We start from the raw sequence: 12,989 nt of genomic DNA on the forward strand, positions 1-12,989 counted from the left end.
TTGAAATATGATTATGGATATAGGTGGTCACCCGACTTCATCACCAAGTGCTTCCAGCACCGAGGCGAAGAGCAGGGGTACAATGATTTCATCAGGTCCGGTCAGCCAATAACCCTCGCCATCGGGACGGGTCAGCCGTTCAATGACATCAGTAATGGCGGATGAACTGGCTGCCGGGTCAATGATCGCTGTGGTTACATTCCCAACGCTTTTACCGACGTTGCGGGCGGCATCGAGAGCCTGCAGCAGCACACGAGGCATGACGACGCTCGAGGCAATGTTGACGATTACACCGCTGCTGCATTCGGCAAGCATGCCGGCAAGCAGCCGGAAGTCTCTGAAGCTCGAGGCGCCAAGCGATTCACCATGCGAGGCAGGGTGCATGCCGAACGCATCGGCACCAATCGCAGGGTGAACAGAGACTGGGGTACCGTAACGTTCAGCTGTTGCAATCACCGAGTATTCAAGGTGTTCGAACTCTGATTCGAGAAGCCGTTTGCCGACACTTTTCCCAATTCCCCAGTTCTCAGTGGTGCCGTAGTTGATGGCATCATTGATCAGGCAACCGGTCTCTTCGGTCAGGCAGTAACGGCCATCATTGAGCTCGCGTTCGCTCGGGGCAACCGTGTGGCCGAGTATGGCAATCTCGACATCCTGCTCCAGTGCCGCACCGGTAAGGGCAAGGCCAGTGATGATGCGCTGCTCAATGAGTCGGCAGATCAGTGGCCCCAATCCGGATTCAAGCACATGGCCGCCACAAGCCAGGATCACCTGCTTCTTGTGTCTGTGTGCGGTTACAATGGCATCACGAAGCCGAAACAGGTCTGCAGCACAGCCCAGATTCGGCAGGCTGCACAGGAAGCTCTCAAATCCGCTCCCGGCACGGTATGGGGCGGCAAAATCCATGCCGTCACTCTCCACTTTGCGTTTGGCAATGGGTACGGGTTTCATTTTGGCGAACGAGAGCGGTTTTACGGTCATGGTTTTTCTCCGAACATATGGTCATCAACGAGGGAGCAGAGAATGTGAAGGCAGGTGATATGCATCTCCTGGATTCGTGGTGTGGCGCTGTGCGGGATGTTAATATGAACGTTTACGCTGCTGCTGCGACCCAGATCACCGCCATCGCGCCCGGTCAGGGCAATGGTCTTCATGCCTATAGCGGCTGCGGCATCAGCTGCGGCTGTAATGTTGTTTGAGGTGCCACTGGTTGAGATGGCAAGAAGCAGGTCGCCGGATTTGCCGAGCGCCTCTACCTGCCTTGAGAAGACACGGTCAAATGAAAAGTCGTTGGCAATACTGGTGATTACCGAAGCATCATGGGTCAGGGCAACAGCCGGCAGCCCCTTCCGGTTAATTTCAAAGCGGTTGACCAGTTCTGCTGCGAAATGCTGGGCATCGGCTGCAGAGCCGCCATTGCCGCATGCGAGAATCTTGCCGCCGCTCTTGAGGCAATCGACAACCGCACCGGCAGCTTCCAGCAGTACTTCGGTCAACGTTTCCGTACACTGCCTGCGTAGTGCGATGCCATCTGTCATGGCCTGGTTAATCAGTTCTGGTTTCATCAGTTAATGATATCCTTCATGTGCTCGATGTGTGGCGGCACCCAGCCGGGTAAGCCTATCCTAGGGGTGACGATCATTAAATCAAAGCGGCATTGCAAACCGGAATATTGCGGATGCCGGACCAGCCAGGCTTCAGCCGCAGAGTAGAGGCGTGTGCACTTGTCCTCATCCACCGCGAGTAGTCCTGACTCTCTTGTTTTGTGCGCCTTTACCTCTACAAACAGCAGCAGGGATTCTGAGCCTGCAACAATGTCGAGCTCGCCGCGTCCGATGCGCACGTTGCGATCCAGTATCTTGTATCCGCGACGGGCCAGATAGCGGGCCGCAGCATCTTCTCCACATCGCCCCTGCGCTGTGCTCATTGTCCGGTGATCAGGTCATAGACCCGGGATTTGCTTATGCCGAGCTCTCTGGCCACAGCTTTGGCTCTGGCCGAGGGTGCAAGGGTCTGCATGGCTTCTGTTTCCAGAAGGCTGTGGATTTCGGAATCGGTAATGTCTCCCCGGTTTTTCGGCAGGGCAGGACCGATCATCAGTACAATCTCTCCGCGCGGTGCACGTTCAGAAAAATGTTCGATCAGCCTGCCTGCCGAGCCGGATACAAACTCCTCATGCAGTTTGGTCAGTTCGCGGGCCACTACCAGTTCGCGCTGCTCCTCCAGAAGAGGCATTAAATCCTTCAGGCTTTTTAGCAGGCGGTGGGGGGACTCAAGAATTACATTGGTTTCGTTCGACGCAGCAAGCCTCTGTAGTGCAGTTGTTCTCGATGAGCCGCTACGCGGCAGAAAGCCTTCAAAGCGGAAATGGTCGGTGGGGAGTCCAGCCGCACAGAGCCCGGCCAACACACTGCTGGCACCTGGAATCGGCGTGATGCGGATGCCTTCGCTGCGCAGTTTGCGGACCAGATGGTAGCCCGGATCGCTGATCAGCGGTGTCCCGGCATCGGAGATCAGGGCAATGCTTTCACCCTGCAGAAGCCGGGACAGCAGCTTTTTTGCTGCCTGTTCTTCGTTGTGTTCGTGCAGCGCCATCATCGGCGTTGAGATGCCGCAGTGCTGCAACAGTTTGCGGCTGGTGCGGGTATCCTCGGCTGCGATAAGATCAACATTTTTCAGGACTTCGACAGCCCGGAAGGTAATGTCACCCAGATTGCCGATAGGGGTGGCAACGACGAATAGTTGGCCTGTAGCGGTTTGACGGTTAGTTTGCGATTCCATGTTCTGGAAACGTTATCGCTCTCACCCTGATGCTGCAATGGCGGCCTCATCCTCTGGATGGATTAAACTGTTGGTTGCCGCTGCCTGTACACTGCTTCTGCTCAGCGCCTGTGGACCGAAGCAGGGGGGTGTCATGAAGGAGCGACCCGCTGCAAGGGTGCTGCTTGAAGCGCCGCAGAGTGCGGCCGAGATCCAGACATTGATGCAGCAGGCCCGGGCAGGGGGAGACCTTGAGCGCATTCTGGCCGAACTCGATCGACTCAGTCGTGATGCGGAAGTACCCATTCGCGAGGAGGCGGCCTTTCGCAAGGTGCAGCTGATGCTCGAAAAACAGAGGCCGGGCGCATCAGATGCACTGCATGCTGTTATGAAACGCTATCCGGAACATGCTCTTGTTCCTTATGCATCGTTTTGGGTTGCAAAATGGTGGCTCACACAGGATGAGTCCGGACGGGCACTGGAGCGGATGAAGTGGTCGCTTCAGCACAAGCGGCTGACGCGCGAGTTGGCAGATGAGATCTTCGATATAGCTCCGTCCATTACCCGGGAAGCGCCTGAGCGCGTGGCGGTAAGCTGGTTCCTGATAGCTGCCGATGTTGATCAGGGCGGTCGGGACAGCTGGCTGCGAATGGCAGCCCGACGGGCTTCACTGGAAACGATTGAAGAGATGCACCGTGATGGCTCGCTCTCCGCTGAATTAATGCCGCTGTTCGATCTTCATGCCGGACGCGCTTATCTGATGACAGGGGATCGTGCAGGCGTAAGTCGTATCGCCGACCTTCTTTCGGCAACCATGCCGAATCACGCCGTTGTATCGCAATTGCGGGCATGGGCATCCGGCGAGTTCCGGGCTGCAACGATTGGTGTGCTACTGCCACTTTCCGGCCCCTATGCCCGATACGGTCAGGAGGCGCTGCGCGGCCTGCGAATTGCTCTTTCTGATGTCGGATCAGACGCCTTTATTACCCTGCGGGTTGAGGATACGAAAGGGGAGTCCGATGCCGCAGTGGCGGCGTACAAAAGGCTGGCTGATGAATCTGTAAATATGATTATCGGCCCGCTGCTCTCTGATACCACCGAGGCGCTGGTGCCGCATCTGAAATCGGGCTTGCCTGTCATCAGCCTGACCGGCCGAATCGACCTTGCCAAACGCTCCGGTTCCCTGTTTATCCATACCCTTTCACCTCTCGCCCAGGTCTATGTGATGGCCAACTATGCATGGCAGCATGAAGCACGGCGCATGGTGGTGATTACCGACTCCTCTGCAGAGCAGTCTGAAGCGGAGATGTTCAGTTCATCATTTGAGGCGCTGGGCGGCGAAGTGCTCCACACCCTGCGACTTGATACGCGGGTCATGGACCAGCGCGGCAGGCTAAGGGAGCTTCGCCTTGCAACTGACGATGATCAGATCCTGGCCGAGCTGGATGAGGAGCTGAGCGTGTTCCTGCCAAAGATGGATATGGAGATGCGCGTGCCGGTCGGTTTTGATGCAGTCTACCTGGCACTTGAGGGTAGGCAGGTGTCACTGCTTGCCGGGCAGCTTGCCTATGCAGATATCAGCGGTGTGCCGATTTATGGCAGCAGCCGTTGGCAGGATGGGCACCTGATGGATGATCGCGGGCGCTATCTCTCCAGGGCCCGTTTTGCAGCTTCAACCACATCTGCTGAGCTTCAGGGTTCTGATGATGCCTCACTTCGCCGGTTCCGCTTCGCGCACCGGGAAGCCTGGGGCAGTGACCGTACTTCGGAGCTGATGGCTCTGGCTTATGATACGATGCGTATCGCTGTGGTAATGACCAGTCGCCTGGGGCTGTCAAAATCCGAACTTGGCCGTGAACTGCACAATGAAGAGGGTTTTCCTGCCATGACCGGCCATGTCCGCTTTGATGAATCCGGCATCGGCCAGAAGCAGCTCGACATCTTCAGAATCAAGGGTGGCGAGATCGTTCCTGCAGGATAAATTCATCCAGACGAAAACAGGTCGCCCATTTTCATGCCGTCATGTTGTGAAAATGATATTAATGATCTATAACTTGTTCCCGGGAAAGGGATTCAGTCATTGAATCACATTGATGACACGGGTGAAGCCATGAAAGACAAGCTGTCCGCAACAGAAACTGTGAACCTTGAAAAGGTCTATTATGAACAGGAGCGCAAAAAGGACCTCTACCTGACCATAGGTTTTCTGGTCATTGCGGCCGCATTAGCGGGTTATCTCTGGATGACTCAGGAAGAGCCGGCAAAGCGGCCCATTTCCGGTTCGGTTGGCGAGGTTGAACGAACATATCATCCTCCGGTTGCCCCTGCTTTTTCCGGCGTAGATCAAGCGATAGTCATTGAACCCGTGGCAGATGAACCCGTGACCGCCGAACCCGAGGCAGCCGAACCCGTGGCAGCCGAATCCGTGGCAGCCGAATCCGTGGCCGCCGAAGCCGTGGCAGCCGAAGCCGTGGCAGCCGAACCTGTGACAGCCGAACCTGTGACAGCCGAACCTGTGACAGCCGAACCTGTGACAGCCGAACCTGTGACAGCCGAACCTGTGACAGCCGAACCCGTGGCCGCTGAACCCGTGGCCGCTGAACCCGTGGCCGCTGAACCCGTGGCCGCTGAACCCGTGGCCGCTGAACCCGTGGCCGCCGAAACAACTGGCAACCAGTCCGATCAGGCTGCATGGGCGGTTAATCTGGTTTCAGTGACTGATCCTTTGTCCGCTCAGGCTTTTGTCGATCAGTTAAAGTCAAATGGCTTGGATGCCGAGACCGTACAGATCATGGTAGGAAAACAGCTCTATCACCGGGTTCGCATCGCCAACCTTGAGAGCAGGAAGGCTGCAGATGAGGTGCGTGCCAGTCTGGGTCGTAACAGCGCCTATAAAGATGCCTGGATTAACCGCTACCCGAAATAGGTCATATGGCGCAGAGGCAGGCTAGGCCAGTTTGTCGTCGGCGACATGGTAGTGCGGATCTTCCTTGATGTTCACCTCGACGAGGTCACCGGCTCTCTCCAGCAGCTCTTTGCACTCGATGCTCAGATGGCGCAGGTGAAGCGTTTTGCCCTCTTGCGTGTATTTGTCGGCCAGAGAATCGATCGTCTCAATTGCCGAGTGGTCGGCAACACGGGAGTAGGCGAAGTCAATGATTACATCTTCAGGATCGTTTTTGATATCGAAGAGCTCATTGAAGCGATGGACTGATGCGAAGAAGAGCGGGCCGTGGACGACATAAATCTTGCTGCCTGCTTCGTTGATATGGGTGTCGGCATAGATGTGGCGCGCCTGTTTCCATGCGAAGATCAGGGCGGTAGCGATCACACCGACGACCACGGCAATAGCCAGATCTGTGAAAACGGTGACCACGGCAACCAGAATGCCGACAAAGGAGTCCTCGCGCGGAATCTTGTTCAGAAGGTTGAAACTGCCCCACTCGAAAGTGCCGATCACCACCATGAACATGATGCCGACAAGTGCGGCTACAGGGATCATCTCAATCAGAGGTGATGCGAAGAGGATAAAGCTGAGCAGGAACAGGGCCGCTGCGATGCCGGAAAGGTTTCGCAGGCCGCCGGATGAGATGTTGATCATGCTCTGTCCGATCATCGCACAGCCACCCATGGTGCCGAAGAATCCGGAGACGAGGTTGGAGGCGCCCTGACCGATGCAGACGCGATTACCGTGGCCGCGCGTGCCGGTCATCTCATCAATCACACTCATGGTCAGCAGCGATTCGATCAGGCCGATGGCGGCAAGGATCACGGCATAGGGGAAGATGATCTGCAGGGTCTCGAAGTTCAGCGGGATTTCCGGAATATGGAACGGCGGAAATCCGCCTCCGATACTGGCGATATCGCCGACCGATTTCGTGTCCAGGCCTCCGAAGATCACGATCACTGAAATGACCACAATGGCGGCAAGGCCAGATGGCACTGCGCGCGTGAGCTTGGGCAGGAAATGCATGATCAACATGGTCAGCAGGATAAGCCCGGCCATGATGTAGAGCGGGGAGCCGCTCATCCATTCGCCCTCAGGGGTCTGGAACTGTTTGAGCTGAGCCAGAAAGATGACAATGGCCAGACCGTTCACGAATCCGAGCAGGACGGGGTAGGGAACCATGCGGATAAATTTACCCAGCTTCAGCAGGCCGGCACCAATCTGGATCACTCCCATCAGTACTACCGTGGCAAAGAGATACTCAACGCCGTGCTGGGCAACCAGTGCTACCATCACCACGGCCAGCGCGCCTGTTGCACCTGAGATCATGCCGGGGCGACCACCGATCAGTGAAGTGATCAGGCCGACCATGAACGCCGCATAAAGGCCTACCAGCGGATGCACACCGGCAACAAATGCAAAGGCGACCGCTTCCGGAACCAGAGCGAGGGCTACGGTAAGGCCGGAGAGGATATCATCCTTGGCTTTTGCGGCGTGATCGTAATAGAGCTGAAACATGGGGTGACTCCTTGGGGAGCGGCACTCTAGCCGCTAATAACCGGAGTGCAAAAAATACGGGCCGCCAGAGGCGACCCGTAGATATTGCCGAACTATAAATAAGATCGGTTATTTCATGACACGCAGTTCAACACGACGGTTTTTGGCCCGACCTTCCGCTGTGTCGTTGCCGACAATCGGCTGGGACTCACCGTAGCCTTTCGAACTCAGCCTGTTGGTGCTGATGCCGTGACCTGCCAGATAATCCATCACACTGGCTGCACGACGATCAGAGAGCGCCTGGTTGTATGCATCACTGCCTGAGCTGTCGGTATGTGCCGCAACTTCAACATTGATCTCGGAGCGCCTGTTCAGTGTTGCAACTGCTTTATCGAGGGTTGCAGTCGATGCAGCAGTCAGATCGGCACTGTTGTGCTCAAAGTTGATACCGTCCAGCTTGATGATTTCGACAACGACTGGAGCAGGAGGAGCGCAGTTTACACCGCTCTGTTTGCGTGCCTCGTTGGCCAGCGACAGCGTTTTTGCCTTAAGCTCTGCAGTCTCTTCCGGGTGGTATCCATGCTCGTTGATTTCATGGGCTGTCCAGTAGAGATAGGCTACTGCTTTGGCTTGCAGTGCGGGTGCGCACTGTTCGGCTCCGGCATCCTTGGCTGCAGCAATGGCAGCCCTTGCTTCAGCCAGTTCATCGATATCAACATTGGTATGAGACGCGCACGCGGCCAGTGAGATGGACGCGATGAGTATTGTCAGACGCATAATCATTGTGCACCCCCAGCCTGAGATGCATGATCTTCAGCCATCCGCATAAACTCTTTGGCAACACTGGTGTCGTGCTGTGCTTTTTCTTCAAGTGCCACCTTGGTCAGCTCCCGTGCCAGATGCGCATGGTAGCTGTTGTTTCCTTCCAGCTGTGATCTCAGCTGCTGGGCCCGATCTTCGATGCTTGTGAACATGCCGGCCTGTGCAGGCATAGCAAAAGCAAGCAGTGAAAATAAGAGTAGAATTTTTTTCATTATTTCAACCTCCTCCTTCAGAGATAACTCTAGCTTAGCAGATAATTTGATCTTCATAAGGGGAAAATATACGCGTTGCTGGAGAAAAACGGGTCAAATGCGTGAAGTGGAGTCCTGCAGCTGATCCAGTTCGCGTAACAGCCCCTTTCTTCTGAACAGCAGTGTCAGATGTCCGCCGCCATTGTTACGCCAGATGTGTGCTGCGCGCAATCCGGCCATCAGCAGGGTACGTACCCGGCGGGTATTTTCGCTCTGGCTGAGATGTTCGGTTTTGCCGCGCACGATAATGCGCGGTTTCATCGTACTGATCGTCTCCCCGTAAAGGTCGGCAATGGCAGCAATTACGCTGGGGTGTGAGGCGCTTCCGAAATAGTGCCTCTGTTTGTCAATGCGTATCATACCCTCGGCCAGCCTGCCCCGTAGCGCACTATCCTTGTTCAGCCGCTGTTCAATGGTGAGAAGGCCGGCGCAGTAGCTCATCAGAATTTTGCTTTGCGGGATGGCCCTGCCGACGAGGATTTCACGACTTACCCTGATGCCGGTGCGCAGCTGGTTCAGGCTGCCGTAAATATCGGCAGGAGAGGTGTATTCCTCGCTTTTGATGAAAATACTTTCGATCAATGCTCTGCTATCCTCCGCATCGGCCAGGCCTTTGCGGGCAATGGCGTCGACCAGATAGACCGCCTGCGTGAGTGCTGCAAGTGCGATGGCGCGGTTATGCATTGGCGACGTGTGTGTGGAATGTGCTGCGGTGGACATGGTTTGATATGCTGGAGTTTGAAGCGGAGTTTCTCAAGAGATGAATGAATTAAGAGCAGCGGCGCAACACTGCCTGCTGATAAGCAATGTTGATGATAAACTTTCTGCAGTAAGGCAGCTGAATAGCCTGTGGTTGTCTGAAGATATAGCGCTGGATCGGCTGTGGAGTGCTCCCGCAGTGGAGTCACCCGGAAGGCCGGAACGTCCGGAGATGATCAAGGCGAGCAGGGTGCCTCGGCGCGGTTTCGGCACCACCCAGGGTCGTGCGATCATGATGCATGCCATTGCCCACATCGAGTTTAACGCCATCAATCTGGCGCTTGATGCCGTGCAGCGATTTGCCGGAATGCCAGAGGAGTTCTACAGCGACTGGCTGCGCGTGGCGCATGAAGAGGCCTACCATTTCGAATTGATCCGTGCCCATATGCGCCATCTGGGGGCCGATTACGGTGATTTTGTCGCGCATGGAGGACTGTGGGAGATGTGCGAAAAAACGGCTTACGATGTATTGGCCCGCATGGCGCTGGTGCCGCGTGTGCTTGAGGCACGCGGACTGGATGTGACCCCCGGCATTCAGGAGAAACTGATCCAGGCCGGAGATGAGAATGCGGCCACGATTCTCGACGTGATCCTGCGTGATGAGATCGGCCATGTGGCAATAGGCAATCGCTGGTATCGCCACCTCTGCCGGGAACGGGGGTTGGAGCCGGTTCCATACTTTTTACAGCTGCTGGAGAAACACTATCCAAAGGGTCTGTTTGGCCCGTTCAATATTGATGCACGCGAGCGGGCGGGATTCTCTGAAAGCGAACTGGCGATGTTGATTGGCGAACAATAAACTGGGGATAAGGGTTGTTATCACTGGCCTTTTTTGAGTTTTTCACTGATAAGACGGCCTAGTTCAGTTACCTCATAGGGCTTGCGCAGAACCTCGACACCGTTGACTTTCTCAGTATTCATCACTTTCTGTTGGTCGTAGCCGGTGGTGAATATGCATGGGATATCGGGATCAATCTTGCGCATCTCAAGCAGAGCTTCGACGCCGCCAAGCCTCGGCATTACCAGATCAAGAACAACCAGTCTGATCGTCCGGTTATGGGAGCGGAACAGTTCAACGGCTTCAATACCATTGTTCGCAGTGAGAACACGGTAGCCCATGCCCTCCACTATTTCTTGCACCGTTGTAATCAACACTTCGTCGTCATCGACCACCAGGATCGTTTCACCCTCACCTTTTTCGATAGAGGGCTCGTGGCCGCTTTGCGCATGCTGTTCAGCCGGTTCGGAATCAACGACCGGGAGATAGATGTCAAAGCGGCTTCCTTTGCCGGTCTTCGATTTGACCGTGATCACGCCACCATGTGTCTGAACGGTGCCATAGACCATCGACAGTCCCAGGCCCGTACCTTTGCCAACGTCTTTGGTGGTAAAGAAGGGGTCAAAGATGAGATCAAGATCATTCTCGTTTATTCCGGAGCCGTTATCGGCAACAGAGATCAGCGCGAAATCCTGCGTATCAACTTCAGGGTGCTCATGTCTGAAAGCCTTTGAAGCAGAGTATCTCTTCAGGGAGATGGTGATTCGCGGATCATCCCTGTCCTGAACGGCATCACGGGCATTGTTGAGAAGGTTAACCATCACCTGTTGCAACTGGTTCAGATCCGCCCTGACATAGATGGCCTCACTGCCCACCTGATATTCAAGGGTGATGTTTTCAGGGATCGAAACTTTATGCAGCTTGGCCGTCTCCTTGATAAAAGGCGGCAGGTTCAGAGGTTTCATCTGTACGATGGTTCGTCGCGAAAACGAAAGCAACTGCTGGATCATGTCCGAGGCCCTGAAGGAGAGGTTTTCGATGGTTTCAAGCCGTTTGATGATCTCAGGCTGCACTTTCGTCTTTTTCTTGAGCAGGTAAAGATTGCCTGTGATGCCTGCCAGTGTGTTATTGAAGTCGTGGGCGATGCCACCCACCAGCGTACCGATCGCTTCCATTTTCTGCGCCTGATGGAACCGCTCTTCCAGTGCTTCATAATCCTCGATACTTTGATGGAGGCCAACGAAGTGGCTGATGTTGCCCTCACTGTCGAAAATCGGCGAGATGGTCAGGATCGCCGGGAATTGGCTGCCCTCTTTGCGTTTGACCACGATTCTTCTTTGCCAGGTTTTCCTGCCCAGAATTGTATCCCACATCTCCTGAAAATATTCGGCAGGGTGCTCGCCACTGTTCAGGATCCTTGGGTTATTGCCGATCGCCTCATCTACAGAGAAGCCGGTTATCTTGCAGAAGGCCGGGTTCACATACTCGATACTTCCATCTTTGTCGGTAATCATGATCGACTCACCGGCATGCTCGATCGCTTTCGACAGCTTGAGGATCTTTTCCTCACTCTGCCTCTTTTCGCTCAGGTCGCGGATAAAGGCTGTGAATATGGGGCTATCTTCAGTTTTAATGGGAGAGATTGAGAGTTCAATCGGGAACTCATGGCCATCCCTGTGCTGGGCCATGGCTTCAATGCGCTTGTTGATTGCCAATGGCTTCTCGGCATCAAGGTGTTTCCGCATACCCCGCAGATGTTTTGCTCTGAAGCGGTCCGGAATAATACTCTCCTGTATGGTTTGGCCGATGATCTCCTCTTTTCTGTAGCCGAATGTATCTTCAGCGGCCTTGTTGAACTCAATGATACGCCCCTCATGGTCGATAGAGATGACGCTGTCCAGTGCTATGCGAACAGCTTCGTTTATCCTGATCTCAGACAGGTAAGCGGCTCTCTCGGCGTCAATTCTTCTCGACACCGCCCTAGCAAGAGCCAAGGAGATAAATGCAGCTATCAGCAGTGCAACACCACCCCATAAAAAGGTTCTATGTCGCGTGCTGGCAAGCATGGCCTCGATTTCGGCTGTCGGGTTATAGGCGATAATCTTCCAGTTGCCGGTATCAGACTTGTAGCGCGATTCGGGGTTCTTTTCTTCATCGGAAAATATGTCTACGGTGGAGTAACAGTAGACGCCCATCTTGTTCTCAATGTGACCCCGAAGCTTACTGGATATTTCACGCCACGCTTCGGGATGATCTCTCTGGAAGCGCACATCACGCCTATCCTTGAACATAAAGCCCCATGCGAGACCGTGCGGATTACTGTGCAGCCAGTAACCGTTGCTGTCGACCAGATGGCTGAGATGGGGATTGCGGGCATGGATTTTGACGAAGTGTTCCAGCAATTGGTTTCCCAGATAGTTCACCACTACAATTCCGAGGCGGCTGCCATCTTCTGTGAACACCGGTGCGGAAAAGCGGATCATCGGCTTGTGCGGAACCTCAACCTCACCATGTTCCATATTGAGATCAAACCTGGAAATATAGACTTCGCCCGGCTTGAGGTTTATCGCTTTAGTGAAATAGTATCGATTCTGTTTGGATTGCAGCTGTTCCGCAGGAACAACAGACGCAAGACCATCATTGAAATTAATACGAATGCGCTCCATGCCCTCGTTGTCGATGAACCGCACCTGATCGTAAATCTTCTTTGACTGGGAAAAAACCATGTATTCATGGGCAATATCCTCAAGCGCTTCCGGCCCTCTTTCGCCAAAGGCGTCTGATAACTCACTTTGTGCAGCAAGATAGACCACATCCGAGAGGATTAAATCGAAGTCATGGATGATCGCCTCCCTCTGCCGTTCGATCATGCTGCGATTTTGCTCAATCAGAACCTTTACCCTGTTTTTTGCCTCTAGGTAGTAGATCGAAAAACCAACAGCAGCAATTAGCATTGCAATGGGGAAGAAGGTAAGTAAAAAGTAGCGGATGGTTCTCCCTGACAGGGAAAAGGCGGCACTTTGACGATGTCCGTTGGAGTCCGAACTTACCATGGCTTGAGCTTAGCATCGTTCTCTCTGTTTTGGCTACCTACCGTGCAGGCATAAATGGCGATCATATATGGCGGCCAGGTATCTTCTGCTTCTTGCTTGTCGATTTATGCCAATAAGAACAG

The 12,989-nt window shown here is 54.4% G+C and carries 12 protein-coding genes; 3 read left to right on the forward strand and 9 right to left on the reverse strand.

Annotated elements, in window-relative coordinates:
- Positions 1-27: 27 nt before the first annotated feature.
- Genes Ga0123462_RS02270 through rsmI form a run of 4 tightly spaced genes read right to left on the reverse strand, consistent with a single transcriptional unit; the run spans position 28 to position 2,781 of the window.
- Positions 28-981 carry a GSU2086 family protein gene (locus tag Ga0123462_RS02270; protein WP_100264810.1) on the reverse strand — a complete coding sequence of 318 codons (954 nt, stop codon included), beginning with the start codon at positions 979-981 and terminating at the stop codon, positions 28-30.
- A complete protein-coding gene (locus Ga0123462_RS02275) occupies positions 978-1,565 on the reverse strand; it encodes a D-sedoheptulose-7-phosphate isomerase (RefSeq protein ID WP_232726531.1) in 588 nt (195 codons plus the stop codon). Before Ga0123462_RS02275 ends, Ga0123462_RS02270 begins: the two co-directional genes overlap by 4 nt.
- On the reverse strand, positions 1,565-1,927 hold the full coding sequence (locus Ga0123462_RS02280; protein WP_100264811.1) for a YraN family protein: 363 nt from the start codon (positions 1,925-1,927) through the stop codon (positions 1,565-1,567). The genes Ga0123462_RS02275 and Ga0123462_RS02280 overlap by 1 nt, the downstream gene beginning before the upstream one ends.
- Positions 1,924-2,781: a 16S rRNA (cytidine(1402)-2'-O)-methyltransferase gene (rsmI, locus tag Ga0123462_RS02285; protein WP_100264812.1), complete on the reverse strand. Its 858-nt coding sequence runs from the start codon at positions 2,779-2,781 to the stop codon at positions 1,924-1,926. The genes Ga0123462_RS02280 and rsmI overlap by 4 nt, the downstream gene beginning before the upstream one ends.
- On the opposite strand from rsmI, the gene Ga0123462_RS02290 reads away from it, so the two are divergent.
- Both Ga0123462_RS02290 and Ga0123462_RS11685 read left to right on the forward strand, forming a co-directional pair.
- On the forward strand, positions 2,780-4,741 hold the full coding sequence (locus tag Ga0123462_RS02290) for a penicillin-binding protein activator (RefSeq protein WP_100264813.1): 1,962 nt from the start codon (positions 2,780-2,782) through the stop codon (positions 4,739-4,741). The genes rsmI and Ga0123462_RS02290 overlap by 2 nt on opposite strands.
- A gap of 129 nt (positions 4,742-4,870) precedes the next feature.
- A complete protein-coding gene (locus Ga0123462_RS11685) occupies positions 4,871-5,686 on the forward strand; it encodes an SPOR domain-containing protein (RefSeq protein WP_198507369.1) in 816 nt (271 codons plus the stop codon).
- Between the two features lie 21 nt (positions 5,687-5,707).
- Here Ga0123462_RS11685 and Ga0123462_RS02300 read toward each other — a convergent pair whose 3' ends face one another.
- From Ga0123462_RS02300 to hflD, 4 genes are all read right to left on the reverse strand, one after another.
- Positions 5,708-7,225, reverse strand: coding sequence for a SulP family inorganic anion transporter (locus Ga0123462_RS02300; RefSeq protein ID WP_100264815.1), 1,518 nt, complete (start codon positions 7,223-7,225; stop codon positions 5,708-5,710).
- Positions 7,226-7,333: 108 nt separating this feature from the next.
- On the reverse strand, positions 7,334-7,987 hold the full coding sequence (locus Ga0123462_RS02305) for an OmpA family protein (protein ID WP_100264816.1): 654 nt from the start codon (positions 7,985-7,987) through the stop codon (positions 7,334-7,336).
- Positions 7,984-8,238, reverse strand: coding sequence for a hypothetical protein (locus tag Ga0123462_RS02310; protein WP_100264817.1), 255 nt, complete (start codon positions 8,236-8,238; stop codon positions 7,984-7,986). Before Ga0123462_RS02310 ends, Ga0123462_RS02305 begins: the two co-directional genes overlap by 4 nt.
- Before the next feature lie 93 nt (positions 8,239-8,331).
- Complete coding sequence (gene hflD, locus Ga0123462_RS02315) at positions 8,332-8,997, reverse strand: high frequency lysogenization protein HflD (RefSeq protein ID WP_198507370.1); 666 nt, start codon at positions 8,995-8,997, stop codon at positions 8,332-8,334.
- Between the two features lie 40 nt (positions 8,998-9,037).
- Here hflD and Ga0123462_RS02320 point away from each other — a divergent pair, with 40 nt between their 5' ends.
- Positions 9,038-9,835, forward strand: a complete 798-nt coding sequence (locus Ga0123462_RS02320; protein ID WP_100264819.1) for a ferritin-like domain-containing protein — start codon at positions 9,038-9,040, stop codon at positions 9,833-9,835.
- Positions 9,836-9,855: 20 nt separating this feature from the next.
- Here Ga0123462_RS02320 and Ga0123462_RS02325 read toward each other — a convergent pair whose 3' ends face one another.
- Positions 9,856-12,867, reverse strand: coding sequence for a PAS domain S-box protein (locus tag Ga0123462_RS02325; protein ID WP_100264820.1), 3,012 nt, complete (start codon positions 12,865-12,867; stop codon positions 9,856-9,858).
- Positions 12,868-12,989 lie beyond the last annotated feature (122 nt).

This window comes from Mariprofundus ferrinatatus (genome assembly GCF_002795825.1).
In the GTDB taxonomy this organism is placed as follows: domain Bacteria; phylum Pseudomonadota; class Zetaproteobacteria; order Mariprofundales; family Mariprofundaceae; genus Mariprofundus; species Mariprofundus ferrinatatus.

What these genes read in the sequence shown, in the direction of transcription:
- Ga0123462_RS02325 (WP_100264820.1), bottom strand. Translation starts at nt 12,867, where the DNA reads ATGGTAAGTTCGGACTCCAACGGACATCGTCAAAGTGCCGCCTTTTCC.
- Ga0123462_RS02310 (WP_100264817.1), bottom strand. Translation starts at nt 8,238, where the DNA reads ATGAAAAAAATTCTACTCTTATTTTCACTGCTTGCTTTTGCTATGCCT.
- Ga0123462_RS02280 (WP_100264811.1), bottom strand. Translation starts at nt 1,927, where the DNA reads ATGAGCACAGCGCAGGGGCGATGTGGAGAAGATGCTGCGGCCCGCTAT.
- Ga0123462_RS02320 (WP_100264819.1), top strand. Translation starts at nt 9,038, where the DNA reads ATGAATGAATTAAGAGCAGCGGCGCAACACTGCCTGCTGATAAGCAAT.
- Ga0123462_RS11685 (WP_198507369.1), top strand. Translation starts at nt 4,871, where the DNA reads ATGAAAGACAAGCTGTCCGCAACAGAAACTGTGAACCTTGAAAAGGTC.
- Ga0123462_RS02270 (WP_100264810.1), bottom strand. Translation starts at nt 981, where the DNA reads ATGACCGTAAAACCGCTCTCGTTCGCCAAAATGAAACCCGTACCCATT.
- Ga0123462_RS02300 (WP_100264815.1), bottom strand. Translation starts at nt 7,225, where the DNA reads ATGTTTCAGCTCTATTACGATCACGCCGCAAAAGCCAAGGATGATATC.
- Ga0123462_RS02305 (WP_100264816.1), bottom strand. Translation starts at nt 7,987, where the DNA reads ATGATTATGCGTCTGACAATACTCATCGCGTCCATCTCACTGGCCGCG.
- rsmI (WP_100264812.1), bottom strand. Translation starts at nt 2,781, where the DNA reads ATGGAATCGCAAACTAACCGTCAAACCGCTACAGGCCAACTATTCGTC.
- hflD (WP_198507370.1), bottom strand. Translation starts at nt 8,997, where the DNA reads ATGTCCACCGCAGCACATTCCACACACACGTCGCCAATGCATAACCGC.
- Ga0123462_RS02275 (WP_232726531.1), bottom strand. Translation starts at nt 1,565, where the DNA reads ATGAAACCAGAACTGATTAACCAGGCCATGACAGATGGCATCGCACTA.
- Ga0123462_RS02290 (WP_100264813.1), top strand. Translation starts at nt 2,780, where the DNA reads ATGTTCTGGAAACGTTATCGCTCTCACCCTGATGCTGCAATGGCGGCC.